22 protein-coding genes, 1 tRNA gene and 1 pseudogene are annotated in these 24595 nt (G+C 54.9%); 16 read left to right on the top strand and 8 right to left on the bottom strand.

Features of this window, described 5'->3' with window-relative positions; translation table 11 throughout:
• Positions 1 to 310: 310 nt before the first annotated feature.
• The 4 genes from SYN7336_RS16090 (at position 311) to SYN7336_RS16075 (ending at position 5616) form a co-directional block, all read left to right on the top strand.
• On the top strand, positions 311 to 2164 hold the full coding sequence (locus SYN7336_RS16090) for an NAD(P)H-quinone oxidoreductase subunit F (RefSeq protein ID WP_017326979.1): 1854 nt from the start codon (positions 311 to 313) through the stop codon (positions 2162 to 2164).
• 56 nt (positions 2165 to 2220) lie between these two features.
• Positions 2221 to 3786 carry an NADH-quinone oxidoreductase subunit M gene (locus SYN7336_RS16085; RefSeq protein ID WP_017326978.1) on the top strand — a complete coding sequence of 522 codons (1566 nt, stop codon included), beginning with the start codon at positions 2221 to 2223 and terminating at the stop codon, positions 3784 to 3786.
• Between the two features lie 72 nt (positions 3787 to 3858).
• Positions 3859 to 5169: a CO2 hydration protein gene (locus tag SYN7336_RS16080; RefSeq protein ID WP_026101064.1), complete on the top strand. Its 1311-nt coding sequence runs from the start codon at positions 3859 to 3861 to the stop codon at positions 5167 to 5169.
• Between the two features lie 45 nt (positions 5170 to 5214).
• Positions 5215 to 5616, top strand: coding sequence for a fasciclin domain-containing protein (locus SYN7336_RS16075; RefSeq protein WP_017326976.1), 402 nt, complete (start codon positions 5215 to 5217; stop codon positions 5614 to 5616).
• A gap of 274 nt (positions 5617 to 5890) precedes the next feature.
• Here the strand turns inward: SYN7336_RS16075 and SYN7336_RS16070 are convergent.
• The 3 genes from SYN7336_RS16070 to SYN7336_RS16060 form a co-directional block, all read right to left on the bottom strand.
• A tRNA-Cys gene (locus SYN7336_RS16070) sits at positions 5891 to 5962 on the bottom strand.
• A gap of 130 nt (positions 5963 to 6092) precedes the next feature.
• Positions 6093 to 6497 carry a universal stress protein gene (locus SYN7336_RS16065; protein WP_017326975.1) on the bottom strand — a complete coding sequence of 135 codons (405 nt, stop codon included), beginning with the start codon at positions 6495 to 6497 and terminating at the stop codon, positions 6093 to 6095.
• 178 nt (positions 6498 to 6675) lie between these two features.
• Positions 6676 to 8319, bottom strand: a complete 1644-nt coding sequence (locus tag SYN7336_RS16060; protein ID WP_017326974.1) for a lipopolysaccharide assembly protein LapB — start codon at positions 8317 to 8319, stop codon at positions 6676 to 6678.
• A 233-nt stretch (positions 8320 to 8552) separates the two neighbouring features.
• Between SYN7336_RS16060 and SYN7336_RS16055 the strand changes: the two genes are divergently transcribed.
• The 4 genes from SYN7336_RS16055 (at position 8553) to ribD (ending at position 10770) form a co-directional block, all read left to right on the top strand.
• Positions 8553 to 8741, top strand: a complete 189-nt coding sequence (locus tag SYN7336_RS16055) for a hypothetical protein (RefSeq protein WP_017326973.1) — start codon at positions 8553 to 8555, stop codon at positions 8739 to 8741.
• Positions 8742 to 8890: 149 nt separating this feature from the next.
• A complete protein-coding gene (locus SYN7336_RS16045; protein ID WP_026101063.1) occupies positions 8891 to 9100 on the top strand; it encodes a hypothetical protein in 210 nt (69 codons plus the stop codon).
• Positions 9101 to 9249: 149 nt separating this feature from the next.
• On the top strand, positions 9250 to 9513 hold the full coding sequence (locus tag SYN7336_RS16040) for a hypothetical protein (protein WP_017326971.1): 264 nt from the start codon (positions 9250 to 9252) through the stop codon (positions 9511 to 9513).
• 108 nt (positions 9514 to 9621) lie between these two features.
• Complete coding sequence (gene ribD, locus SYN7336_RS16035) at positions 9622 to 10770, top strand: bifunctional diaminohydroxyphosphoribosylaminopyrimidine deaminase/5-amino-6-(5-phosphoribosylamino)uracil reductase RibD (protein ID WP_017326970.1); 1149 nt, start codon at positions 9622 to 9624, stop codon at positions 10768 to 10770.
• Here the strand turns inward: ribD and rpe are convergent.
• Positions 10767 to 11465: a ribulose-phosphate 3-epimerase gene (gene rpe, locus SYN7336_RS16030; protein ID WP_017326969.1), complete on the bottom strand. Its 699-nt coding sequence runs from the start codon at positions 11463 to 11465 to the stop codon at positions 10767 to 10769. The two genes, ribD and rpe, sit on opposite strands and share 4 nt — an antisense overlap.
• A 102-nt stretch (positions 11466 to 11567) precedes the next feature.
• On the opposite strand from rpe, the gene SYN7336_RS26250 reads away from it, so the two are divergent.
• The 3 genes from SYN7336_RS26250 to SYN7336_RS16015 all read left to right on the top strand — a co-directional run bounded on the left by SYN7336_RS26250 (position 11568) and on the right by SYN7336_RS16015 (position 14198).
• A complete protein-coding gene (locus SYN7336_RS26250) occupies positions 11568 to 12698 on the top strand; it encodes a CIA30 family protein (RefSeq protein WP_017326968.1) in 1131 nt (376 codons plus the stop codon).
• 109 nt (positions 12699 to 12807) lie between these two features.
• Positions 12808 to 13437, top strand: a complete 630-nt coding sequence (locus SYN7336_RS16020; RefSeq protein WP_026101062.1) for a GIY-YIG nuclease family protein — start codon at positions 12808 to 12810, stop codon at positions 13435 to 13437.
• 182 nt (positions 13438 to 13619) lie between these two features.
• Positions 13620 to 14198: a Uma2 family endonuclease gene (locus SYN7336_RS16015; protein ID WP_026101061.1), complete on the top strand. Its 579-nt coding sequence runs from the start codon at positions 13620 to 13622 to the stop codon at positions 14196 to 14198.
• A gap of 84 nt (positions 14199 to 14282) precedes the next feature.
• Here SYN7336_RS16015 and SYN7336_RS16010 read toward each other — a convergent pair whose 3' ends face one another.
• Both SYN7336_RS16010 and SYN7336_RS16005 read right to left on the bottom strand, forming a co-directional pair.
• Positions 14283 to 14642, bottom strand: a complete 360-nt coding sequence (locus SYN7336_RS16010; protein WP_017326965.1) for a DOPA 4,5-dioxygenase family protein — start codon at positions 14640 to 14642, stop codon at positions 14283 to 14285.
• A gap of 101 nt (positions 14643 to 14743) precedes the next feature.
• Complete coding sequence (locus SYN7336_RS16005; RefSeq protein WP_017326964.1) at positions 14744 to 16027, bottom strand: MSMEG_0569 family flavin-dependent oxidoreductase; 1284 nt, start codon at positions 16025 to 16027, stop codon at positions 14744 to 14746.
• Between the two features lie 468 nt (positions 16028 to 16495).
• Between SYN7336_RS16005 and SYN7336_RS16000 the strand changes: the two genes are divergently transcribed.
• Positions 16496 to 17929 (top strand): GAF domain-containing protein, encoded by a 1434-nt coding sequence (locus SYN7336_RS16000; RefSeq protein WP_156820179.1) that lies wholly within the window; start codon positions 16496 to 16498, stop codon positions 17927 to 17929.
• 152 nt (positions 17930 to 18081) lie between these two features.
• Here SYN7336_RS16000 and recQ read toward each other — a convergent pair whose 3' ends face one another.
• Positions 18082 to 20379, bottom strand: a complete 2298-nt coding sequence (gene recQ, locus SYN7336_RS15995; protein WP_017326962.1) for a DNA helicase RecQ — start codon at positions 20377 to 20379, stop codon at positions 18082 to 18084.
• Positions 20380 to 20569: 190 nt separating this feature from the next.
• Here recQ and SYN7336_RS33045 point away from each other — a divergent pair.
• Positions 20570 to 20716 (top strand): annotated as a pseudogene (locus tag SYN7336_RS33045) (ribose-phosphate pyrophosphokinase-like domain-containing protein); the annotation flags it as partial.
• On the top strand, positions 20715 to 20990 hold the full coding sequence (locus SYN7336_RS32370) for a hypothetical protein (protein ID WP_017326961.1): 276 nt from the start codon (positions 20715 to 20717) through the stop codon (positions 20988 to 20990). The pseudogene SYN7336_RS33045 and the gene SYN7336_RS32370, both read left to right, overlap by 2 nt.
• Positions 20991 to 21442: 452 nt before the next feature.
• Here the strand turns inward: SYN7336_RS32370 and SYN7336_RS15985 are convergent, their stop codons facing one another.
• Complete coding sequence (locus tag SYN7336_RS15985; RefSeq protein WP_038027187.1) at positions 21443 to 22414, bottom strand: putative 2-dehydropantoate 2-reductase; 972 nt, start codon at positions 22412 to 22414, stop codon at positions 21443 to 21445.
• A gap of 102 nt (positions 22415 to 22516) precedes the next feature.
• On the opposite strand from SYN7336_RS15985, the gene SYN7336_RS15980 reads away from it, so the two are divergent.
• Both SYN7336_RS15980 and murF read left to right on the top strand, forming a co-directional pair.
• Positions 22517 to 23092, top strand: a complete 576-nt coding sequence (locus SYN7336_RS15980) for a hypothetical protein (protein ID WP_017326959.1) — start codon at positions 22517 to 22519, stop codon at positions 23090 to 23092.
• Between the two features lie 66 nt (positions 23093 to 23158).
• Positions 23159 to 24529 (top strand): UDP-N-acetylmuramoyl-tripeptide--D-alanyl-D-alanine ligase, encoded by a 1371-nt coding sequence (murF, locus tag SYN7336_RS15975; RefSeq protein ID WP_017326958.1) that lies wholly within the window; start codon positions 23159 to 23161, stop codon positions 24527 to 24529.
• Positions 24530 to 24595 lie beyond the last annotated feature (66 nt).

Genomic DNA, 24595 nt, shown 5'->3' with positions numbered 1-24595 from the left:
TGCCTGTCGCCATCTAGTTCTATCAATCGCTGAAAGCCATGCCCGATTTGCCTTTCAGGCTACCGTCTAGCCTCTGTCGGAGTCAACTCGTTGCCGTTCTACCTCTCGAACGACCGCAGGATAATCGTTTAGATTAGCTTTTTAAATGATTTTTCAAATTGGCACCTCCCAAAAGTAAGCCTATAATTCTTTCATAGAAATAAATCTTAACGATTGTCTATCACGAGCCTACGCTCGTGCTAAGGGATAATGCTTCGAAGATTAAACTGACAGTTTTTGAGTCGCCGGTCACTAGAGGTTACGACTTTACATGTCCGAGTTCTTTGCGGATTCATTTTGGTTAGTGCCCTGCTATCCCTTCATGGGAATGCTGCTGTCTTTGTTCTGGTCCCCCGGCATTATGCGGCGGACGGGCCCCCGACCAGCAGGCTACGTCAACCTCTTCACGACGTTCCTGGCGCTGTTACACGGCACCCTTGCTTTTCCTGCCGTTTGGCAGCATCCGCCTCTCCATTTCGAGCTGGTCTGGTTGCAGGTTGCCGACCTGACACTCAGCATTCCATTGGAAGTTTCAGCCCTGATAGTGGCAGCCACTACACTCATCGCCGGTCTCAATTTTCTCAGCCAGTTCTACGCGATCGGCTATTTAGAAATGGATTGGGGCTGGGCCAGATTTTTCGGGTTTCTCTCCCTGTTCGAAGCGGGCATGTGTGGATTAGTTCTGTGCGATTCTCTCTTATTTAGTTACATTCTGCTAGAGATTCTCACCTTAGGAACCTATCTACTTGTGGGCTTCTGGTTGAATCAATCGTTGGTGGTGACGGGGGCTAGAGATGCGTTTCTCACTAAGCGGGTTGGGGATTTATTTCTGTTGATGGGGGTATTGGCCCTCTATCCTCTAGCGGGCACTTGGAATTTTCAAGCGTTGGCGCAATGGGCTCAGACCGCTGACCTACAACCTGCCACTGCGACGTTGTTGGGCTTGGCCTTGATTGCCGGACCGATGGGTAAGTGTGCCCAACTGCCACTGCATTTGTGGTTAGACGAAGCGATGGAAGGGCCGCTGCCCAGTACGATCTTGCGCAACTCAGTTGTGGTGGCTACTGGCGCTTGGGTTCTCATCAAGTTAGAGCCCGTCTTGTCTCTATCTCCAGTGGTTCCGACTGTTCTGACTGCGATTGGAGCGACTACCGCGATCGCCGCTACGTTGATTTCCATTGCTCAAGTTGACGTCAAGCGCTCCCTCTCCTACACCGTCAGTACCTATATGGGGTTGGTGTTCATTGCCGTAGGAACCCACCAGCCTGAGGCCGCATTGCTGTTGATTCTGAGCCATGCACTGGCCCAGGCTCTCTTGGTTGCCACTTCGGGCTCGATTATTCTCAACAACATTACCCAAGACCTCAGACAGTTGGGTGGGTTGTGGAGTCGCCGACCGGTCTCGGGTCTGTGCTTTTTGGTGGGGGTGGCCGGGTTGGTGGGTCTGCCGCCGTTAGGGGGATTCTGGGCGTTAGGAACTCTGATAGATGGCCTTTGGGAAAGCTATCCCCTCTTGGCGGCGATCGTGTTAGGCGTCGTAGGGCTGACCGCCTTCAGCATGATGCGGGAATTCGGGTTGATTTTTGCCGGACCGGTCAAGCCCATGTCGGAGCGTTCTCCCGAGAATATTTGGTTGGTGACGTTGCCCATGACGGTGCTGATGGGACTGACGCTGCATTTGCCCTTGATTCTGAATAGCGTGTCGCTGTTGTCCGGTTGGGGGAGTTTGAACTTGACGGCGATCGCCGCGTTGAGCTTGTCCAGCGCGATCGGGATTGGGACTGGAGCTTGGGTGTACGTCGGTTCGGCTATCCCCAAGCCGGTCCAATTACCGTGGCGCGGTTTGCAAAACTTTTTCTCCTACGACCTCTATACCCCGAACCTGTATCGCGCCACGGTTGTGTTGGGGGTCGATATCGCTTCCCGATTCATGGATTGGTTCGATCGCTTCATCGTCGACGGCATTGTTAATTTAGTGGGCCTGGGCTCCCTGTTTAGCGGCGAAACCCTGAAATACGGGAACAGCGGTCAGGGACAAGCCTACATCTTGACGATTGCCCTCGGCGGCGCCGGCATTTTGATTGCGCTCGAATGGCCGGTCATCTTGCGGCTATTCTCGCCTTAAGTTTTGTGCAATTAGTAATAAATTTACCTTTATTCACCTATATTAAGTGTGTTTTTATGCTCAGCGCTCTCATCTGGCTGCCAATTCTCGGTGGGATTGCGATCGGCTATCTGCCTTTTCCGATCGCGAGATTGAAGCTTATAGCCCTGAGCGTCAGTGGCGCAATGGCGCTGTGGTCCCTCTGGCTGGTCAGTCAGTTTGACTTCACCAACCCCCTCGTGCAGTTTGTCGAGTTCGTTCCTTGGATCGAGATCTTGGGCTTGAACTACGAGCTGGGGGTCGATGGGCTGTCGCTATTGCTGCTGGTGTTAAATGGTCTTCTGACTTGGATCGCCATTTACAGCACTGTAGAAGCGATCGAGCGGCCTCGCCTCTATTACTCGCTCATCCTTTTGGTCAGTGGGGTGGTAGCAGGTGCCTTCACCACCCAAAACTTATTGCTGTTTTTCCTCTTCTACGAAGTGGAGTTGATTCCCCTGTTCCTGTTAATTGCCGTTTGGGGGGAACGGGAACGGAGCAATTATGCCGCGACCAAGTTTCTGCTCTACACCGCTTTCTCGGGGGTGCTGATTCTGGCGGCGTTTCTCGGGATCGTCTGGTTTGGGGGGGCGTCTAGCTTTTCGTACGATGCGCTGCTGAGCCAAAGCTTGCCGTTGGGATTGCAGTTCGTGTTGTTGGGTTTGCTGATGGTGGGGTTTGGCATCAAAATTCCCCTCGTGCCCCTACATACTTGGTTGCCAGACACCTACGTTGCGGCCTCTACTCCTGTCGCGATCCTGTTGGGGGGGGTGTTGGCCAAGCTCGGTGCTTACGGAGTGCTGCGCTTTGGCTTGGGACTGTTCCCCGCAGCTTGGGCGGCGGTGGCTCCCTATTTGGCAACTTGGGCGACGGTGAGTGTACTGTACGGGGCTTTCGTGGCGATCGCCCAGAAGGACATCAAGCGGATGGTGGCCTACAGTTCCATCGGACATATGGGTTACATCCTGCTCGGAGGTGCGGCGCTAACGGCCCTCAGTTTGGTGGGGGCGGTGGCTCAAATGGTGGCCCACGGTTTGATTTTGGCGATTCTGTTCCATCTGGTGGGGGTGATTGAGGCCAAGGTGGGCACCCGCGAGCTGGATGTATTGAATGGTCTGATGAATCCGGTTCGAGGCTTGCCGATGGTGGCGGCTCTCTTGGTGCTGAGCGGTATGGCCAGTGCTGGCATTCCCGGTTTGGTGGGCTTTATTTCAGAATTTCTGGTGTTTCAGGGGAGCTACCGTGTCTTTCCGGTGCAAACGCTGTTGTGCGTCCTGGGCAGCGGTTTGACGACGGTGTACTTCGCGATTTTGCTCAACCGTACCTGCTTCGGCAAGTTGGATAACGCGATCGCCTATTTCCCCAAGGTGGAATGGCGGGAGCGGGTGCCGGCCCTGACGTTGGCGATCGTTATTCTCTTTTTGGGCATCCAGCCCACTTGGTTAGTGCGCTGGAGTGAGTCCACAACTGCGGCGATGGTAGCGGCAGTTCCCTCAGAGCCTGTCAATGCATTTGTGCAGGAAGGTGTCTTTCCACAGTTGAGCCTCAATTGGGCTGATGGCGATCGCCCCTCCGACTTGGCAACCCAATCTACCCGCCTCTAAGGGAACTCTGATTGCGATCGACTCTTGTCTCCCCACAAAACTCTGACTCATAGCGAATTATTGGAACATGCCATGGTGACAGACACGACCCGCGATCGCGCGATCGCCTTGCCCCCCTCCACCCACGAGTTTCGCGACATCGTTCACCGCCTCGAAGCGGGGGGCTCGATGCTGCCGGACAACCCCGAGAACCTGAAGCAAATTATCGGCATCTACAAAGCCTATGCCGTGCCGATGGACTTCTACTGGCGCAATTTGCTTTACATCGCCGAGCGAGTGTTTCTCAACCCACTGCCTGCCTTCAAATATTTCCTCCCGAAAGACTATTTAGAGTTGCACAACCACTATGCGGGGGACGATGCGGATCTGAGGGTATGGCGCGGCGATGCGTCCGCCCACCCAGAACTCTTGGAGTTCGTTCGTCAAGGCGAACTCCAGCGTAAAGTCCCCAAGCTCTTGCACCATCTCTGGCACGATCGCATCAACATGGAATTTGCCGAGTCTTGTATGCGAGCGATGTTGTGGCACCGGCACATGTACGAGCCCGCCAACAAGTTCGATCGCTATCTCGATAGCGAGGAATACCGAGCTAACGCCGATCTGGCCATCCGCGCCTATTTCCAAGGCAATCCTTTAATGTTGGGGCTGTACAAGCTCTTCCCCGATATGTTTTTGGAGCAGGTGAGACAGCTCTCCTATTACTCCAATTTGGGGTTGTTTTGGGAAGTGATGGCACCGGTCTTTTTCGAGATGTCGGATCTCTACGACGAGGGCAAGCTCGCCAGCGTGCCGGAGGCGATGCAGTTTTTAGTGGATGGCATCTTTGCCGTTGCCGCTCGCCCCATTTACCACCACGTCTACATTCGCGGCGATCGCTACGAGATTATCCCCAAATCGAAGGGCTTTATGTGGCTCTACGAGGCGGCGCTCCCTTACGTCGAGGCGATCTTCTATCGCACCTCCCCCTTCCGGGGCACAAAGTCCTACAACGCTCAGGCGAATCAAGTGCCTGCCGAGCAAAAGGACTTTCATTACGGCATTCTCTACGCCGATGTCTTCCCCATCGGGACCGCTGGCATTCCCCCCACATTGCTGATGCAAGACATGATGCACTTCTTGCCGCAATATTTGCTAGACGACTATCGAAAACATTGCCGGGGGGAAGACGATATCCTCAGCCAAATTGGGGTGACATTTCAGCGATCGATGTACAACGTCACCTCCGCTGTCATTCAAGCTTTGCGTGCTGCATTGCTCTATCCCCTAGACGATCCCAATCCCAGACACTTACAGGCCAACCGGGAATTTTTCGAAGCCCAACTCGATCGCTTCATCCGTCCCGAAGCCCGCCTCCGCAATGTCCAAGTGCAAGACTATCGCTAGGCGATCGCCGCCTCCTATAGAAAATCACGATCTGAGAAAACTCTGATGGCCAACATTGTTGAAGTTGCTGCGGCTGCGGGAAATTTTGAGACGCTACTGGCGGTGGTCGAGGCTGCGGGCTTGACCCAAACGCTGGCAGAAGAGGGGCCATTTACCGTGTTCGCCCCCACCGACGAGGCATTCGCCCAGCTCTCCCCTGCGACTGTGAACACTTTGCTGCAAAATACCCCCCAACTGGGGCGCATTCTGCTCTACCACGTCGTGCCGGGGAGCCTGTCTCGGGCAGAGTTGCTGGAGATGAAAACGCTGAATTCTGCTGAGGGCTCTCCCATCCCCGTTCGGGAGGGGGATGGCTTGGAGGTTAAAAACGCAACGGCGATCGCCACCGATATTGCCGCTGACAACGGCACCATTCATGTCATCGATCGCGTCATTTTGATGGGTTAATCTCCCACTGGACGAGCTCGACTCTATTCGACTGGGCACTGGACAGAGGTTAGCACGAGCCATGAAAGCCCCGACAGGAGAGCATTTCCGCGAGCGTGAGCGGCCTGCCAAGGAAGCCCATGGTCATGGCTGGTGTGATTGCCTTGGTTAACCTGAGGTCGAACAAGCCTTGCAATACTTCTACAGCCAGCAATTCATCGACACCTCCCTAGCAGAAACAGCTATAATCCAGTCTCTGTAAGGGACTTAGGCCCAAATCTAGTGGGAGGAAGAAAGGTGGCGGCCAGATTCGAACTGGCGAATGGGGGCTTTGCAGGCCCCTGCCTTACCACTTGGCTACGCCACCGCAGCGAATAATAGTTTAACGCGCCATCTCCACCTGGCAAGAGTTTGTTTGACTTTCCCTACGACCCCCAGCAGCAAGGGCTAGAGCTTGCAGAGACTGCCACAACGAGGCCAAACCTCATCTCATTTGCTTAAGGCACCACCAACACCGGACAGGGAGACAGCTGAATCACGCGAGCACTCACACTATCGTGGGGCTCTTCATCCGCCAACCCGACCCCGCGAGAGCCCATCACAATCAAACTGGCATCCCGCTCGTCTGCCACATCGCAAATGACAAATGCAACCTTGCCTTCCGTAAACTGCGATCGCACCTCGGCCACTCCCGCCTGCTTCAACGCAGCCATCCCCCGCTCCAAAAACTCTTTTCCCTGTTGGCGAGCCGCTGCCACATCCTGCGCTTCAATGCGATCGCTGTCCAATACTGATAACAAAATAACCGTACCGTTGTATTTCTTTGCTAAATCTGCCACTAATTCAATAGCGTGACTGGTTTCGCGGGAGCGATCGACCGGAAAGAGAATCGTATCAAACATGGTGGGTAAAGAGGCAAAACGCTAAATTTCAGGAGCAGCCGGAGATAGAACTTGCCAGCGATGTCACTCTTGAAAGTCGGGTTAATTCTACTGACAAATCGTAGCGATCGCGACCAATGTTTGCCATCCTTAACTCGCGTTTCGAGCGGCGTTCCTTTGCTAGGCTCGACCCTAACGCTTACGAAAAAGGATTGGCACTAATCGGATCGGGCGATCGCACCATCGGAATCAACTCCAGTTCCTCTGCATAGAGCACTGTCAACTGCAGGTGAATGCGATCGATTAAAGCTTGCTTTTGCTCTTGGGCTACCGCAAACGAGACAACGTTGAACAAGGCCAGTGGCAAAAATCCGCCAATGCCCGCCACCTGTCCTGCCAACCCGACTGCATCTCCAACGCCGCCAGGAAGACCTCCACCGCCTACGGCAAACTCCTGCAAGAAATCCATGCTGGCATTGTGGTTGTCAATGTAGAGGCGCATCTCATCTTTGATGCGAGCGGTGAGGGGATCGAGTTCGCTGTGGCTGGCAATACTGGCATGAAGGGTCAAGAGATCGGTCATGGCTTGCGACAAGCTGCCCTGGCGAATGTCGAGGATCGCGAGGTTGTAGGCAATGGCAGGAGACTGTTCAGCTGCATTTTCGAGTAGGGGACGGGCTCGCTGTTGGCGCAGGGGTTCTTCTTCAGAGGCGGGCAAACAGACTTCTTCAGGGGCCTCGGCGCAGGCTTCGATCTCGGCGAGATCGAGCTGGTAAAAGGCGATCGCTAAGTTGTTGCGAATTTCGTCCAGCGGGGGTAGCTCGTTCAGGAGGGTGGCAGCGCGGCCGTATTGCTGGCTTTGAATGTGGGCGGCAGCAATCAGGTTCAGTTGGTCGGAACTGGGGTTTTCTAATTGAGTCCCGAGGGCGATCGCCCCCTCGTAGTTCCCCACTTGATAGGTAGCGTAGGTGCGGCTGTGGAGTAAGTCTTCGAGCAGATTGGGTTGGCTGGCGGGAACCTCTGTGGCGGCTAGCCACTGTTGCGCCTGCTCGTAGTGGTGAAAGCGCAGATATTCCTGACCGATCGCCACCCGCGCGCGCGCGGTATCGGGCCTGAGAAAGTAAAACCGAACGACATCTTGCAGGCGGCGATCGGTGTCGTAAAGGGCATCGGCCCCGATGGCATCGGCGGGGGCGACATCTGCTGGGTTTTGACCGGAGACGATCGCCTGCACGAGGATGTCTTCTCGGGTGACTTGGGCGCACTGGGTCTCGGACACAATGGCAGCGTAAGCCCCTCCCACCTCGCGACCGCAGAGTTGAGTGCCTATGGGGTTGGCCCAAGTGGCATGGCTGGTGGCGAGCACAGGAAAGGGCGACTCCACAGCAGTATCGGCTTCGGGAGTGGTGCTTGCAGGGGGAGGAACAGCGTTTGAGGTATCTCGCTGCTCTGCGAGGGGAATCTGTTTTAAATCTGTGGGGCGGACGGTTAAGACCGAAACGCGGGCGGCAAGGGGTCGATAGGGGAAGACGGGGTAAGACAGGCGGGCGATCGCGCTGCGTTCGCTCACCGCCACCACCGAGAAGGGAAGTTGTGTCACGCCAAAGTCAGCCCCGCTGATGCCATCCACCACGGTGTAGCCCTGAATGGCGATCGCGCCGCGATCGCCAATGCGAATACCGCGATCGCGCCCCTGCTGAATCAGCACCTGTTGGGGATTGGCGGGGTCGGGGACGACGCCAACAGGAACTTCAGTGAGTTCGAAGGCGCGGGCGGAGCTGGCGATCGCCCCTAAGCAGCCAGCGGTCAGAGCCATGGAGATCCCGACAAATTTGGCCAACACGATTGCCTCCTCCCATGCCTGCGTCCCAATCCCACAACATCCACTCGGGATAATCTGTTGCGCTTCTGACGGACGCGATGTCCTCAGAATACGTCCCATTCTAAGAAGCGCAGCTAAAAAGTTCCTGGGAGTTTGTACGCGATCGGCAAACGGGCGATCGACCCCGAGAGCTGAGGGAGAACAACCCGCTCGATATACTGGACTGAAGCAACCAAATCTTAGGACAGGCGCTCATGTGGGGACGGCCATCTCGATTGGACCGCATCGAACAAACCGTGGAACGCCTTGCAGAAATTAGCGAGGCAACCAATCTCCGCATCGATCGCTTTGTGGATGCCTCGGAGCAGCAGATTCAGATCCTACATCAACGGACCGAGCAGCTTCAGCGGGCTGTAGAGTATTTGATGAGCAAAGATGGCTAGGCGAGCAATCCGAACTGGGCGCGATAGTCTCGCACTGTTCGAGATGGAAGCAGAGGATCGCTCAACGGGCGAAAGCCCTCCATCGCTGAGGGAAGCAAACCTCGCTCGATATACTGGACTGAAGCAACCAAATTTCAGGACAGGCGCTCATGTGGGGACGGCCATCTCGATTGGATCGCATCGAACAAACCGTAGAACGCCTTGCAGAAATTAGCGAGGCAACCAATCTTCGCATCGATCGCTTTGTCGAGGCATCGGGGCAGCAAATCCAGGCCATGAATCAACGCACCGAGCAACTTCGCGAGCGGACCGAGCAGCTTCAGCGGGCTGTCGATTATTTACTGAGCAAAGATGGCTAGGCGAGCAATCCGAACTGGGCGCGATGGTCTCGCACTGTTCGAGATGGAAGCAGAAGATTGCCCAACGAGTGCAAGCCCCCCATCGCTGAGGGAAAAACAACTCGCTCGATATACTGGATTAGAGAAAGCTAATTTCAGGATGTACGCTCATGTGGGGACGGCAATCTCGATTGGACCGCATCGAACAAACTGTGGAACGCCTGATAGAGATTAGAGAGGCAACCAATCTTCGCGTCGATCGCACTGTGGAACGCTTTGCAGAAATTAGCGAGGCAACCAATCTTCGCATCGATCGCTTTGTCGAGGCATCGGGGCAGCAAATCCAGGCCATGAATCAACGCACCGAGCAACTTCGCGAGCGGACCGAGCAGCTTCAGCGGGCTGTCGATTATTTACTGAGCAAAGATGGCTAGGCGAGCAGCCCGAACTTGGCACGGCAGTATCTTATGCGAGAGTGAAACAAGCGATCGCCCCGAGCCGACGCTATACTGAGCCACCGGAAGCCCGGATCGAGGTGACTCATGGATGCAATGCAAGCCGCAAATCTCGACCGGTACTGGATGCAATATTGCTTGAGACTGGCAAAACAGGCTGCCGGTTATACCTCCCCCAATCCGATGGTGGGGGCAGTGGTGGTGCGCGAGGGTCGTTGTGTGGGCAAGGGCTTTCATCCCAAACCGGGAGAACCCCATGCTGAGATCTTTGCCCTGCGAGAGGCGGGGGATCTGGCTGCTGGTGCGACCCTGTATGTGAATCTCGAACCCTGCAACCACACCGGACGCACGCCCCCCTGCACTGATGCCCTTCTCAAGGCCGACATTGCCCGCGTCGTCGCAGGCATGGTAGACCCCAACCCCCTCGTCGCAGGCAAAGGAATTGCCTGTCTCCGTCAAGCGGACGTGGAGGTTGCGGTTGGTGTCGAAGAGTCCGCCTGCCGGCACCTCAACGAGGCATTTGTCCACAGCATCCGGCACCAGTTGCCCTTCGGCATTCTTAAATATGCCATGACCCTAGACGGCAAGATTGCCACCACTACGGGTCACAGCCAATGGATTAGCGGCATCGAATCCCGTCAAGTGGTTCACGCTCAGCGGGCCGTTAGCGATGCGGTGGTGGTGGGGAGCAATACCGTTCGCCGAGACGATCCGCAGCTCACCTGTCGGCTGGCGGAGGGTCGCAATCCCTTGCGGGTGGTGCTGAGTCGGCAGTTAGATTTGTCCACAACGGCGCAATTGTGGGATACCCGTCAGGCTCCCACGCTGGTACTGACAGAGCCTGCCAGCGGTCGGCAACAGGAGGAGCGATCGCACCTGTTAGCGTTTTTCGAGCGTCGGCAGGTGGAAGTCATCGTCGTGCCGAAGTTAACCCCCATGACGGCGGCTACAGTGCTGCACCAGCGCGGCTGCATCAATCTCTTATGGGAATGTGGGGCCACCCTAGCTGCCGCTGCCCTCCAAGCTGGTGCCATTCAAAAGGTAATGGCGTTTGTGGCCCCCAAGTTTATTGGCGGGAAAATCGCCCCCGGACCGATTGCAGGGACGGGCGTGTCCGTGATGGGGTCTGCCCTAAGGCTCGAAAACATCAGCGATCGCCCAGTGGGAGGCGATCGCTTAATCGAGGGCTACGTCACGCAGCCGCTCTCAGTCGAGTCTCAACCCGGCAAGGCTTAAGCCGTCACCAGCGTCTTCTCGGAGGCAGGGCGCTTGCTGTTGCGCACACCTTCGATCGCCTCGGCATAGTCATCAGCCTTGAATACAGCGGAACCCGCGACGATCGCATTCGCACCGGCTTCTAACACCTGCCAGGTGTTGTGACCTTTGAGGCCGCCATCCACTTCAATCCAGGGATCGAGGCCGCGCTCGTCACACATGGCGCGCAGCTTCTGGATTTTGGGTATGACTCCAGGAATAAAGCTCTGGCCGCCAAAGCCGGGGTTGACGCTCATGATCAGGACGAGGTCGCAGAGGGGCAGGACGTACTCGATCAGTTCGAGGGGGCTGCCGGGGTTGAGCACCACGCCCGCTTGCTTGCCCAATTCGCGGATTTGGCCGAGGGTGCGGTGTAGGTGGGGGCTAGCATTGTGCTCGGCGTGGACGGAGATGATGTCAGCACCGGCTTTGGCAAAGCCTTCAACATATTTTTCGGGTTCGACGATCATCAGGTGAACGTCGAGGGGCTTTTGGGTCAGGGGGCGAATAGCCTCGACAATCAGGGGACCAATCGTAATATTGGGGACAAAGCGACCGTCCATCACGTCAACGTGGATCCAGTCGGCACCGGCTCGATCGACGGCTTGGATTTCTTCGCCTAGGCGACTGAAATCTGCGGACAGGATGGAGGGGGCAACGACGGTTTGCTTTGCCATAGCTTGTTTCTCTAGCGCACTGTTATACCGCCTTCACTTTAATCGATTTTGTTGAAAATCTATAGAAAAAGTGAAAATAAATGCAGATGAAAATGAACGTAGATGATTTTTGCAACGGAGCCTGCCGCAATGGGATGGGATATAGGACGGTTTTTCAAAACACTGGTCTTTTTTGGGGCGGTGCCAATGGTGAGTCAAGCGGATTGGTTCGTACAACTGACTGGGCAGAAGGGGGATGTCGCTTACGCGCAACCCGAGTCGCCTGCTGCTGTTGTTTTAGTGGTGGGGACAGACTCGGTGTCTCGGGAGATTGCCAGTCGGTTGGCCGAACGGGGAGATCGCGTTCGTTTAGTCAATTTTGCCGCGACTCCCTTAGCCTTGCCCCCCTCTGTGGAGGTCATTGCCGGTGCGCCAGAGACCTTGGCGATCGCCCCTGTCGTTGCCGATGTTTCGACGACGATCGTCTGTAGCGCAGGCTCCGCAGAAACTGCTTTTCTCAGTCGTCTGATTCCCCAGCTCGTGCCCTCCACTCAACCCAGCGAGCGTCTCCTGTTCGACTTCCGCAGCCCCACCCCCGACCTGTTGCAGGTGTGGGGGCCGGTGGACGATGTGGTTATGGGGGGGGTGAGTTCCAGTGGTATTCGCATGGGCGATCGGGCAGCTATTTTTTCTGGGATTGTCTCCACCGATAACTCGGGTGGGTTTGCATCTGTCCGTACCCGCAATTTAGAGCCCGTACTCGATCTGTCGGGGTTTGATGGCATTCGGCTGCGGCTGCGGGGGGACGGCCAGCGTTACAAGTTTTTTCTGCGGGACGAGCAGCGCTGGGATGGCATTGCCTATAGCTTTTCGTTCGACACGATCGCCAACACCTGGATTGACGTGCGCATTCCCTTCCAGCAACTCGTGCCGGTGATGCGGGCGAAAACGGTGTCGGGGGTTGAGGTAACGACGCAGTCGATTACCGCGCTGCAGGTGATGTTGAGCAAGTTCGAGTATGACGGTGCGCTGAATCCGAGTTTTAGACCGGGGGAATTTCAGTTGGAGATTGAAGCGATCGCCGCTTACGGTCCTCCCGCCCCGCAAGCGATCTTGCTCGATGCCGCTGTAGCCGAGTTTTCCAAACAGCTAGAGATGCAGGGATTGGTGTATGCCAGCGTAACGGGGGAGGGCTCGATCGAGCAGTGTTTGGAGGCGATCGGTCGTCCCGTTGCGGCAGTTCCCCAGCAGTAAGGATTGAGGGAATTGGGAGATGGAGCTCGGTTTCCCGCGTTGTGGCTCACAATAGGGGGAGGGCCTAGGTGAACGTAGGGCCTGTTTGTCATTGTTGGAGGCCCCAGTCGTGAGCGATCGCCCGAGCCAATCGATCGAACATCAGCAGGTACCGGCAGCTCATCGAGGACTGCATGACTTTCTCTACGACGGGGAAGATGTCCACGCAGCCACGGCGGACTCTGCCGCCGAGCTGGAGTTGCAGGGGAGCATCGTCGGATTGCAGGATTGGTGCGATCGGGCGAGTCATGCCAAAGTTGCAGGCGTCTACGCCGTTCTGGATGGCGATCGACAGGTGCAATACGTCAATCTCTCTCGCAATGTGCGTCTGTCTTTACAGAGCCATCTCGAACAGCACGGTCCCGACACCTGTGCTTACGTGCGCGTGCAAAGCTTCAAATTTCCCAAACGGGCAGAGATGGAGCGGGTGCGCGAGGCTTGGATTGCAGCCAATGGTTCTGTGCCCTCGGGGAATGCAGGGACGGAGACTTGGGCGGCTACGGTGGGCGAGGCGGCCCGAGCGGCCATGTCGGTAGCCGAACGTCAGGTCCACGAGGACAAGAAGTTAAAGTTGCGCAAAGCAATGGCTGACAGGCAATTGATGGACGAAGCCGATGTCAGCGAGGAGGGTGCCGAGCGGATGCGCAAATTGGAGGAAGCGGTCGAGAACGACGATTGGAGTGCCATCATTCACGGCTGACGGGCAGTTCGGACATCTGGGTCAGCGCGATCGGGGCAAATCGTGAAATGCCTTGAGGTCGATGGCAGCGATTCACCCCCAAAAAAACTGCGATCCTTCTATCGCAAGTGTTTGGAGTCATCGATCGCATCCGAAGGAACGAGTGCCCAAAAACTTGGAGCATCAGGAGTTTAGATCGCACCATGACACAGGCAATCGAAAAACTGACTTATAGCCGCGCAGAATACCTAAAACTTGAGCTTGCCTCAGAGGAACGTCATGAATATATAGACGGAGAAATTAGGCTGATGACGGGAGGAACCCCGAACCATAACGACATCGCTGGCAACCTCTACATTCTACTTAAACTTGGACTGAAAGAGAAGCCGTACCGAACTTTTTACACCGATCAACGGCTTTGGATTCCCGCTCGCAATCTCTATACCTATCCCGATTTGATGGTTATCGAAAAGCCCTTACAACTTCAAACGGGGCGCGCCGATACCATTATGAATCCTTGCTTTATCGCCGAAGTGCTATCCAAATCAACGCAGAATTACGATCGCGGCGAAAAGTTTTCTGCTTATCGTACGATTGACAGTTGCCGCGAATACCTGATTGTCAATCAATACAGTATCCATGTAGAACATTACGTCAAGACGGCCGCCAATCAATGGCTGCTATCAGAATATGATTCTCCTGATGTCACATTGTCTTTAAGTGTGTTTGAAGCCCAAATCGAAATCGCCTCGCTCTATGAAAACATTGATATTGATACTTGATAAAATCGTGAGGGCGATCGCCCAAGATCGCTTCATTAGTTTTTGGAATCTTTCTAAACCTCCAGCTCTCAACGTGGGCGCGGTTTAGGCATCGAATATCCCGAGATTGAGTGTTGAAGGATTGCCAAGCCAAGCTGCATGGGTTGTATGGTCTTCCAAATCATCCCCAGTGAGGCCGTGAACGAGTATATTCAGGCCATTGCGATTTTGCTCCAGCCATTCAATTAGGGCGTCGAATTGAGCACTGTCGAAAGCAATTTGACAGCTCCAGTGGGGATGAGGGCCGACCAATGCCTTGTGAACTCGGCCAATCTCGACATCGAACAATTCACCGGCCGACACGCATAAGCTACGAGCGCGATCGACGGTTTCGGGGCCGAAGTAAACGTGTGCGTGGTAATTCGCATATCTATTGCTCGGACGAGCGATTGTTTGAGGTTCCACAAACAGACCTTCAAATGTAGCAAGACGACGGGCGATCGCCTCTCCGAGCTTCCTAGGGTATTGAATCGGGATACGGGAGGCGATCGCGTCGACGATAACCCTTAAGATCCTAACACCGCGATATCGGCCGCACTCTCCAACTCCGATCGCACCATCTTTTGTTGCGCCACAATGCGATCGGCAAGATACTGCGCGTCCCGAGCAATACCCGACAGCCGCCCCGAGCCCCAGGTATACAGCCAAGGCAAACCGAGAAAATACAAGCCTTCTGCCGAGGTGACACCGCGATCGTGCTTGGGATAGCCTTCTCCATTAAAGACCGGCACATCAATCCAGCTGAAATTGGACTCGAAACCGGTACACCAAATGACGGTTTTAATATTGGCTGCAGTACAATCTAGCTCTAGAATTGCATCCCGAGGGCCTGCGATCGCCTCACTAGGCGGCTCCAGAGGAGCATCGATATTCTTATCCTCAATGTAAGTATCAATCGTGACCTTAATACTGTCAGCAACAGCATCTGCCTTATCTAAGTTTTGCTGCAGATCGCCATTAAACGCGATCTTGCCCCCATCGATATCCTTCAATCTACCGGCTAACTGCATCCCTTCTAGGGCGAATTGCCGCAAATTGATTTCGCGCCCGCCATCTCGCCCCGTCAGATAGTGGTTTGTTTTTTTACGGACCTTGTCTGGATCGGAATATGCATCGATGGGAGTATCGTAATAACCCATTCGATCGAGCCAATCCACTACGTCTTTGCCTCGATACATTCTGGGAGATCTGGGGGCACCCCCCACACTGAGATAAACCTCTCGATTTGCTAAGTGTAAGTCTTCAGCAATCTGGCAGCCCGATTGACCGGAGCCCACCACTAAAACCGCTCCCTCCGGCAGAGATTCGGGGGTTTTGTAGGTAGAAGAATGCAGTTGGGTAATGTCTGTAGGCAGCCGCTCTGCAATGCGAGGAATTTTGGGGACGTGATAGCTACCTGTCGCAACGATCGCAGAGTCAGCCGTGAAGTCTCCGATGGACGTGCTGACTGAATAAGTTTGCAGATCGGCGTTACGTTTGACTTGCTTGACTTCTACCCCTTCTTTGACAGGGGCATCAAAAAACTTAGCATAGTCTTCAATATAGCTAACAACACCATGTTTGAGCATAAACCCGTTTGGATCGGGTCCAGTGTAGGGAAATCCCGGCAGTTGGCATTGCCAGTTGGGGGTGACCAAGCAAAAGGTATCCCATCGCTGCGATCGCCAAGTATGCGCAACGCGGTGTTTTTCAAAAATAATGCTTTCAATACCCCGTTGCTTCAAGCAATAGCTCATCGATAAACCTGCTTGTCCCCCTCCAATGATGATGCTGGGATAGTGCGTTTGCATAGATTTAACCCATAGGTTTTGAATGAAATCAAGTTCGCAAGGTTTGTGCGGTAATCCCTCGACCGATCGCGTTCGAATGGAGTCTCTGGCAGGGTTTTCAACAGACGATATGCCTGACAATTCCCAACACAGGCACCATAAAATTCATATGCCTCGAATCTTGTATCCAGATTTACCAAACCTCGATCTCTAGTCTTTAAGACAATCTCGCCCGTTCAAACATCATGCCTGACGAGCCAAGGCAGTAGCCCCCCCTAACCATTTCGACAACTGTGGCCTCTAAACCGAAACTGTCGAGCGAGCTCCGATATGGCGACAGAAAACCGCAGCGTATGTTGCCCTCGATACAAAACGATCGCCCTGCCTGCGACTGAATCAATCTAGAGCGATTTTCAGGTGGAGCGCGTGCCGCCCACGGGTACCTGCACCTCCGCAGCCGTCCGATCTCCCCTTCCGAGTAACTAGACCGTGTCTGACTCCATCCCTAGATTGCTCGACTCAGCACGTCTGTTGTTTGAGTTGCAGCGCAGCCATCAGATTGCACAGTCGTTTGCCGGACGCTTGCAGCCAGAGGAGATCGCCCGTTGTGTCACCGATGGGGCGATCGAACAATTTGACTGTGCTTTGGCTCGGATTTGGCTAGTGGAGAGCGATCGCACGGCATTGCGATTGGTGGCCTCTTCGGGTTTGTATACCCACACCAATGGCAGCTTTGCCCGCGTTCCTATGGGAGCCTTTAAAGTGGGAAAAATTGCCCAAAACTGCGTTTCATTCCTCAGCAATCAACTATCGGAAGAAACTTGGGTGAAGGATCGCGACTGGGCGATCGCCAATCAAATTCGCGGGTTTGCCGGGTACCCCTTGATTGCGAGTGGGGAGGCCATTGGGGTATTGGCTATTTTTAGCCATCAGCCTCTGGCAGCAGAATTCCTAGAAGTATTGCAGGGATTGTGTACCGCGGTGACGGTGGCCTTACAAACCGCTTTGCAATACCAAAAAGATAAACAAGCATGGCAGGCGATCGCCCAGGGAGAAGAGGGCCAGGTTTTGTCCGACCGATTGGCTCGCCTGTTGGGCACCACCCGCTTGACGATGTTGGGCACCGAGCGATCGCTCGGCCCTTCCCACACCTATCTATTTCTACAGGCAGCAGAAATTCTGAATCGGGTTGACTGCAATTACTGTCGTCTTACCTACGACAGCGATGCTGTGTCTCTAGAGGCGATCGCCGGTCTGCCTGCGGAACAGTTCGAGCGATCGCCAGCGGGAACTTCGCACATCGAGACTGCGTTTGAAGCGCTATCGATCGCCATCCACACTTTGGGGGGAGTGTTGCAATTGCAGACAAGCCGCGAGCAAGCAGTGTTGCAGGTGTTTCTCCGACTTCCCAATCTCAGCCCCAGCCGCGATATCGCCATCTGTATTCGATGCCAGCAACCCGTTTTACAACTGGCCTTTACCCAACTGGCTTATCTAGCTGGGTTGACGGTAGCGGCGAGTCCCGCTGCAACAATCCCTATCCTTTCAGACAGTCCTGAAGGCTTAGCAGAGGGCGATCGCCTGTTGTGGATTCAGGTCGGTCCCGGCCCCAAACCTGCTGCCGCCAGAGCCTGCCTAGATCTTTCCGTGACGCCGCCGCAACTGCGACAGGCGATCGAAACTGTGATGCAGGGAGAGACTTGGGGGCTCGAAACGCCAATGGCCAAAGCTCTATCGATTTCAACGCGAGAGCGAGAAATTGTTGGCTTGCTGGCTGCCGGACTGCGCGATCGCGATATTGCTCGACAGCTTCACATTAGCGAAAGTACCGTCAAGTTTCATATCAATAAGGTGTTGGTGAAACTCAATGCGCGCACTCGCTACCAAGTCTTACATCAGTTAACCGCACAGGGGTGGTTGTAAATCAAAGCCTTGGGTTAACAACTGAAGTGGACCCCATTGGCGGGGGATTGGAGGTAAATTCTCGACTTCGTTATACAACTTCAATAACAGCGATCGTTCTCCCTGCTTTGCAATACCAACTAGTCCTACCGTCGAGCCCTCCAGGATGAATGCTAACTCTGGCCGAACAGTACAGCCCGAACTAAACGGATCTCCTCAAAACTAAACTCTTCCCCCAACAACTCTCGAATTGGCGTCAAGCTGGTATAACTACCCACATCAAAAATGGCTCGAAAAATCTGTCGCTGCCGCTCCGCTGAAACAATTGCATCAATATCCACCCTTTCGCCTACTGCCAGCAACTGTGCCAGGTGATTGAAGATAGTACGCTCCTTTAATTGACGGGCCTTGGCAATCTCAGCGACTGACAAGCCTTGTCGGTGCAGCTCCAACGTTTCCATCTGCGTCTCGCTCGCGTGAATGAATTGAGCGACAGGTTCGGGGGGTTCGGGCATAACAATCGGTTGCGCTTTAGGATGAGGGGCGGCCTCCCGTGAATCGCCTCCTTCGAAGGGTTCCGCAAATTCGGACTCTGGCGCGATCGCTTCAGGGGTCGGATCTGCAGGCTGACGGACTCGCGATCGCCGCAAGAAGTCGTCCAATGCATTTAAAAATATCTCGCCATATTGATTCAACTTTTTCTGCCCCACACCCACCAATTGACCGAATTCGGCTAGGGTTTCCGGCTGTTTCCGAGCCATTTCTTTTAACGTACGATCCGAAAAAATGATGTAGGGAGGGACCGCCTGCAAATCTGCAATTTTCTTGCGCAATTTGCGTAAGTGTTGAAATAACTCTCCGTCAGCCTCCGATAGAGTCTCCGACTCTTGCCGTTGCACCGCGACTTTCTCCGGCTCGGGTGCGAGCTGCGGCACTTTCACTTCCAGTTCGCGACGCAACACTGCCATGCCGCGATCGCCAATCGTCAAAATCCCGTACCCATCCGTACTTTCAATCGTAAAATCCTGGTGAACCAGCGCCTGCCCCAGAGCTTGCCACTGCTTAATCGTTAAGTCCTTGCCAATGCCGAAAGTCGATAGCTCGTCATGGTGGTTGCGCACAATCCGATCGTCGGATTTTCCCCGCAAGACATCGATAATGTAACGCATGCCAAACCGTTGCTCGCAGCGGTAGATGCATGACAAAAACTTCTGGGCCTCGATCGTGCGATCCTCTAGAGGCACTGGATTTAAACAGTTATCGCAGGTACCGCAATCTCGTTCTAACGTCTCGCCAAAGTATCCCACCAATACCCGCTGACGACAGAGCAAAGACGCAGCATAATCAATTGTTTGCCGCAATTGCTGTCGGGCGATCCGTTGCTCTTCTGGGTCGGATTTTTGCTTGATTAAAAACTCGATTTTGCTGCGATCGCCATAGGAAAAAAACAAGATGCACTGGGCGGGCAACCCATCTCGCCCAGCTCGCCCCGACTCTTGGTAATAACTTTCCAAATTGCGCGGCAAATCTGCATGAATCACCAGTCGCACATCTGGCTTGTCGATGCCCATGCCAAAGGCGATTGTCGCCACCATCACCTGCGCGTCATCCCGCACAAACGCCGTTTGATTGGCGGCCCGCGCCTCGCCACTCATGCCCGCGTGATAGGGCAATGCCGCAATCCCCGCCTGTTGCAGTGCTGCCGCCAGTTTGTCCACCGAGGCCCGACTCTGGCAATACACGATCGCCGATCCCCCATTCTCCTCCCGAATCAGGCGCACGATCTCCAGCGGCAACTGTTTTGGCTTCGATCGCACGGAATAGTGCAAGTTCTGCCGGTGAAAGCTCGCCACGTGCACGTAGGGCTCTTCAAGGGCGAGTTGGCGAATGATATCCTCCTGCACCCGCGCCGTTGCCGTCGCCGTCAAAGCCGTCACCGGTACTGACTTAAACCGCTGCCGAATCGTACGCAATTGCCGATACTCGGGCCGAAAATCATGCCCCCATTCCGAGACGCAATGGGCTTCATCCACCGCCAGCCGCGCAATCCCGACTTCATGAGCCAATTCGCTCAGGGTGGGCTCGAAGCCTTCGTGTAGAAGCCGTTCGGGCGCTACGTAGAGCAATTTGTACTGTCCGGCGAGTAAAGCCGCTTCTCGCGATCGCGCCTCCGCTGCCGATAGGGAACTATTGAGATAGGTGGCTGCAATACCGCTATCGACCATATGGGCCACCTGATCCTGCATTAAGGCAATCAGGGGAGACACCACAATGGTGACGCCAGGGGCGAGCAGTGCGGGCAACTGATAGCACAGCGATTTACCGCCGCCAGTGGGCATGAGCACCAGCAGGTCTCGTGCAGCGATCGCGCGATCGATAATCTCCGCCTGCCCCGGTCGAAATTGGTCGTAGCCAAAATAGTGTTTGAGGGCTGCTCGAGGCGACAGAGGATTGGGGGCAGAGTTAGCCATCGTGAATTTAGGGGCGATCGGCGGGAACTAAGGCGATATCAAGGGATGTGGAGCGATCGGGAAAGAACTGACTGCGATCGCCCATTAGGGGGGCGAAGCGACACTCGGGATCTTACCCAGAATAAGACATACTATTTGTCGAAGGGGACTGCACCACTAAAGATAGGCGCATTCCGCGAACCAGCCCGAGATTGCACTATTTGCTCTCAACGTCAGCCGCGAGTTCGGCGAAAAAGTTAGCCAAGCGCTGAAACTGCCGTTAAGCCACCACGAAGAACGAGAGTTTGAGGATGGCGAACACAAGGCCCGATCGCTAGTCAGCGTTCGCGGCAAAGATGTCTATCTCATTCAGTCTTTGCACGGCGACGATCGCCAAAGCGCCAACGACAAGCTCTGCGGCTGCTTCTCACGGCGTGTTTGCCGAGAAGGCCGATCGCATTCTGGTTACGCCCGCGCTCGATCGCATCGCGATCGCCGACACCATTCCGCCGTTTCGGCTGACCTCGCAGCAGGTGCTGTCCAAGTTGGATATTGTCGAGATCGCGCCGCTAGTGGCCGAAGCCATTCGCCGATTGATTGACTTTTTCCCTTCTCTTATAACCGCAAATTGAGCACAATTCGATTGGCTAATCTTAAATCGATTTCTGAAAGATCGAGAATAAGATAATGCTTGTAAGTATTCGTTCGACATCCGGTTTCAGATATCATCTGCCGCCGCTCGGCGAGGAGAAATGCGCTAATATATAGGTGGAAGCGTAGGTAGCTTCCCCCACCGCAGTGGCTAGTAACGAGGCTCGATCGAAGAGCTGAGTTAACCAGGATCTGGGATGATTCAACTGCGTGGGGAGACTGGCTGCGGTTCCGCCAAGCAGGGTTCTGCGAAGGAGGTTAAGCCAATTGAAAATTGATTTTGCATTGAGTTAGCGAGTTATCGGAGTTCGACGGTAACTCGCTAATTTTTGCGATCGCTTACGTTTAAGCTTTGCATCGAACATTTAGAGCATTTAGATTGAATTAGCCATCAACTAGAGACGTTCAAATATTACCGAAATAGTTTGAAATTTTATCTCGAAATATATAGATTTTTGGGCTGGCGATTGAGATTTCGGGTGTCGAGAAACTTGAGTTGGCGGTATAAAAGCTCTGTTTTTGGCATGGAAACGCCCGCCTCCCGAGCAGCTTTGACGGCATTGCCGTAGATAGCTTCCATTTCCAGCGGGCGTTTCCCTTCAAAGTCCAACTTCATGCTCGTCAAATACGGCTTCATGGCGATCGTGCTATCCAACATGAGTTGCACGAAGTCTGCCGCAATCGCGACGCCATGTCCCGCTGCTGCTGCCACCACCTCGTGCATGAGTTGCTCCACCAGCGATCGCGTATCTGGGTCCGCCATCATGGCATCGGTCTTGGCATCCAACACCACCGATAGACCGTTAAACGGAATATTCCACACCAATTTGTGCCAGCGGACGGACAGCAAATTCTCCGAAAGGATCGTCTCAATCCCAGCCCGACGGAAATCTGCCGCGATCGCCTGCATCCGTTCGGTGATGCCTTGAGGCTCGTAGTGGTTGCCGTAGGCTCCTAAGTGAATGCGACCGTAATCGAGATGGCGGATGTGGCCGGGACCAATTTTATTCGAGCAAATGTGAGCGGTACCCCCCAGAACTGAGACACGATCGCCCACCATAGCTGCAATCTCGGCTTCGATGCCCATGCCGTTTTGCAGTGTCAGCACCGAGCCATCAGCCTCCAAACGGGGTAACAGATGGGGAAGTAAGAGGTTTTGGGTCGTTTTCAGACACACCAGCGCCACATCGCAAACAGGTATATCGCTGGCGCGGCAATAGGCATTCACTTGCGGCAGCACGAAGTCTCCGTCAACAGACTCGATCGTCAAGCCGTGCTGGCGAACGCGATCGTAATCTCGATGTAAGAGAAAATGAACTTCCGCACCCGCCTGTTGCAGGCGCGCGCCATAATATCCCCCCAGAGCGCCCGTGCCGACAATGGCATATCTCAAGGGTGCAGTCATGGCTGCTCCTCCGCTCGACTCTGCTGCTAGTGTGGCGGGTTTCCCCATCGGCAGCCCACTATACTAGAACTACCGCACAATTGGATGGGTACTTCCTTCCCTATGTTTGCCGTTCTGCTGCCTTTAATCCCCCTGACGGTTTTACTCTCTACCAAGGGATTGATGTTCATGTTGCTCTCCGCCTACGGCGGGGCCATGTGGACCTTTTTAAGTGGTGCCCCTCGTGTCTACACCATCATGGTGCCGAACTTGGATGACGCGAAACGGTTCTACGAACAGTACCTCAAGCTGCCCGAAGCCGAGCTGCCGCTGCATTATTATTACGGCTACGAACAGACCGTCGGCAGTTTCGACCCCATGTATTACCAAGGGGATATGGCTAGCGCCTACAACTACAACCGACCGCTCGGCAGTAGGGCAGTGGCCGACGATCCCGGTCTGTGGTATCAACTGACAGAGAACGCCCAGGTGCATATCATTACCGGTTCTGCCGACACTACGGGCAGCTATGCTAACCGTCGCCGCCACGTCAGCTTCGATCGCGATGGCATTAAAGCTCTGCAGCAATACATTGCCAAACAAAAAATTCCCCACACCGTGCGTTCCGAAAAACCCATGTCGTTATTGGTTCGCGATCGCGACGGTCAGGCGATCGAACTGGCTGAGATCGACGATTAGTCGAATTTGCCCCTAGCGATCGCACAGCCCCTATAGTGAGAACGATCGCTTTTCTCGCCGAAATCTATGACTTGCAGCGGCTCGCTGGCGTCGTTGGCGCAACTCCTCTCAACCTCCATCTCGGGTCAACCCGCAGCAGAGACATTTAGCGGTGTCAGTACCGATACTCGTCAACTCCGTTCGGGCAATCTGTTTGTGGCGATCGCGGGCGAACGCTTTGACGGGCACGACTATAGCGCCGAAGCCTTCCAGAAGGGGGCAGTAGCGGCGATCGCCTCTCGTCCGCTCGACGGTCCCTACCTGCTCGTGCCCGATACCCTGGTTGCCTATCAAACCCTCGCCCGCTGGTGGCGATCGCAGTTTGCAATTCCTGTCTTGGCCATTACTGGTTCTGCGGGCAAAACCAGCACGAAAGAACTCTTGGCAGCCGCCCTGTCCGCCTACGGCACCGTCCTCAAAACCGAAGCTAATTTCAACAACGACCTGGGCGTTCCACTGACGCTATTGCAACTGGACCAATGCCACGACTTTGCGGTCGTCGAAATGGCGATGCGCGGTCCGGGAGAGATTGCCCGCTTGGCTGGAACAGCCCTACCCACCCACGGGCTGATAACCAACGTGGGGACCGCTCACATCGGTCGTCTGGGCTCGCGAGAGGCGATCGCCAAAGCCAAATGCGAGTTGCTGCAATCTCTCGATCCCCAGGCAGGCGTTGCCTTGCTCAATGGCGAAGACGAGCTGCTCCAAACGACCGCTGCACGGGTTTGGTCGGGGAAAACCCTTCGCTTTGGGCTCGACCGCGACCCTTTTCCCCTCACTTGGCAGCCCCATCCGTCCGTGCTGCAATGGGGCGATCGCCGCTTTCCCGTACCCCTTGCAGGCAGACATCAGGCCCTCAACTATGCGGCAGTTTTGGTGGCGATCGACGGCCTCGGTCTCGATCTCGACCCGTTGCAACAGGGCATTGCTCTGCCCGCCCAACTGAGCGGACGCAATCGAGTCCTGATGCTGCCCGATGGGGTCGAGATTTTAGATGAAACCTACAACGCCGCTCCAGAGGCGATGGTGGCGGCTCTGCAAGTATTGTGTCAAAGCGGCGATCGCCGTCATTGGGCAGTGCTGGGGCCGATGCGAGAATTGGGGGATGCCGCCCCCGAACTCTATGCCGCAGTTGGCGCGATCGCTGCTCAGTTAGAGCTTGCAGGGATTTGTTTGTTCGATCCAGAGGCGGAAATGGAGTCGCTGGTGCAGGCGCTACCCGGCGATCGCGTATATCAATTTGGCGATCGCGACGAACTCGCCCAGTGGCTGGCGGCTCGCGTGGAGGGGGGCGATCGCATCTTATTTAAGGCTGCTCGCTCCATTGCCTTAGAAACCGTACTGCAGCGATTTGTGGCCCAGCGCTACCCCGAGCGGGAGCTGACTGCGGCAGATTAGTATTTCGTTACGAAAATCACAAAACAATTAAGAGTTGCAACAGAGGTAGAAGCTTTGCATCAGCGT

The sequence above is a fragment of the Synechococcus sp. PCC 7336 genome (assembly GCF_000332275.1).
Classification (GTDB): domain Bacteria; phylum Cyanobacteriota; class Cyanobacteriia; order Thermostichales; family PCC-7336; genus PCC-7336.
Note: the sequence above shows the minus strand (reverse complement) of the source record. Positions and strands in the feature narration are given on the sequence as shown.

What these genes read in the sequence shown, in the direction of transcription:
- SYN7336_RS15985 (WP_038027187.1), bottom strand. Translation starts at nt 22,414, where the DNA reads ATGACTGCACCCTTGAGATATGCCATTGTCGGCACGGGCGCTCTGGGG.
- SYN7336_RS16090 (WP_017326979.1), top strand. Translation starts at nt 311, where the DNA reads ATGTCCGAGTTCTTTGCGGATTCATTTTGGTTAGTGCCCTGCTATCCC.
- ribD (WP_017326970.1), top strand. Translation starts at nt 9,622, where the DNA reads ATGGATGCAATGCAAGCCGCAAATCTCGACCGGTACTGGATGCAATAT.
- SYN7336_RS16075 (WP_017326976.1), top strand. Translation starts at nt 5,215, where the DNA reads ATGGCCAACATTGTTGAAGTTGCTGCGGCTGCGGGAAATTTTGAGACG.
- SYN7336_RS16015 (WP_026101061.1), top strand. Translation starts at nt 13,620, where the DNA reads ATGACACAGGCAATCGAAAAACTGACTTATAGCCGCGCAGAATACCTA.
- SYN7336_RS16065 (WP_017326975.1), bottom strand. Translation starts at nt 6,497, where the DNA reads ATGTTTGATACGATTCTCTTTCCGGTCGATCGCTCCCGCGAAACCAGT.
- SYN7336_RS32370 (WP_017326961.1), top strand. Translation starts at nt 20,715, where the DNA reads ATGTCTATCTCATTCAGTCTTTGCACGGCGACGATCGCCAAAGCGCCA.
- SYN7336_RS16085 (WP_017326978.1), top strand. Translation starts at nt 2,221, where the DNA reads ATGCTCAGCGCTCTCATCTGGCTGCCAATTCTCGGTGGGATTGCGATC.
- SYN7336_RS16040 (WP_017326971.1), top strand. Translation starts at nt 9,250, where the DNA reads ATGTGGGGACGGCAATCTCGATTGGACCGCATCGAACAAACTGTGGAA.
- SYN7336_RS16045 (WP_026101063.1), top strand. Translation starts at nt 8,891, where the DNA reads ATGTGGGGACGGCCATCTCGATTGGATCGCATCGAACAAACCGTAGAA.
- SYN7336_RS26250 (WP_017326968.1), top strand. Translation starts at nt 11,568, where the DNA reads ATGATTTTTGCAACGGAGCCTGCCGCAATGGGATGGGATATAGGACGG.
- murF (WP_017326958.1), top strand. Translation starts at nt 23,159, where the DNA reads ATGACTTGCAGCGGCTCGCTGGCGTCGTTGGCGCAACTCCTCTCAACC.
- SYN7336_RS16055 (WP_017326973.1), top strand. Translation starts at nt 8,553, where the DNA reads ATGTGGGGACGGCCATCTCGATTGGACCGCATCGAACAAACCGTGGAA.
- recQ (WP_017326962.1), bottom strand. Translation starts at nt 20,379, where the DNA reads ATGGCTAACTCTGCCCCCAATCCTCTGTCGCCTCGAGCAGCCCTCAAA.
- rpe (WP_017326969.1), bottom strand. Translation starts at nt 11,465, where the DNA reads ATGGCAAAGCAAACCGTCGTTGCCCCCTCCATCCTGTCCGCAGATTTC.
- SYN7336_RS15980 (WP_017326959.1), top strand. Translation starts at nt 22,517, where the DNA reads ATGTTTGCCGTTCTGCTGCCTTTAATCCCCCTGACGGTTTTACTCTCT.
- SYN7336_RS16080 (WP_026101064.1), top strand. Translation starts at nt 3,859, where the DNA reads ATGGTGACAGACACGACCCGCGATCGCGCGATCGCCTTGCCCCCCTCC.
- SYN7336_RS16005 (WP_017326964.1), bottom strand. Translation starts at nt 16,027, where the DNA reads ATGCAAACGCACTATCCCAGCATCATCATTGGAGGGGGACAAGCAGGT.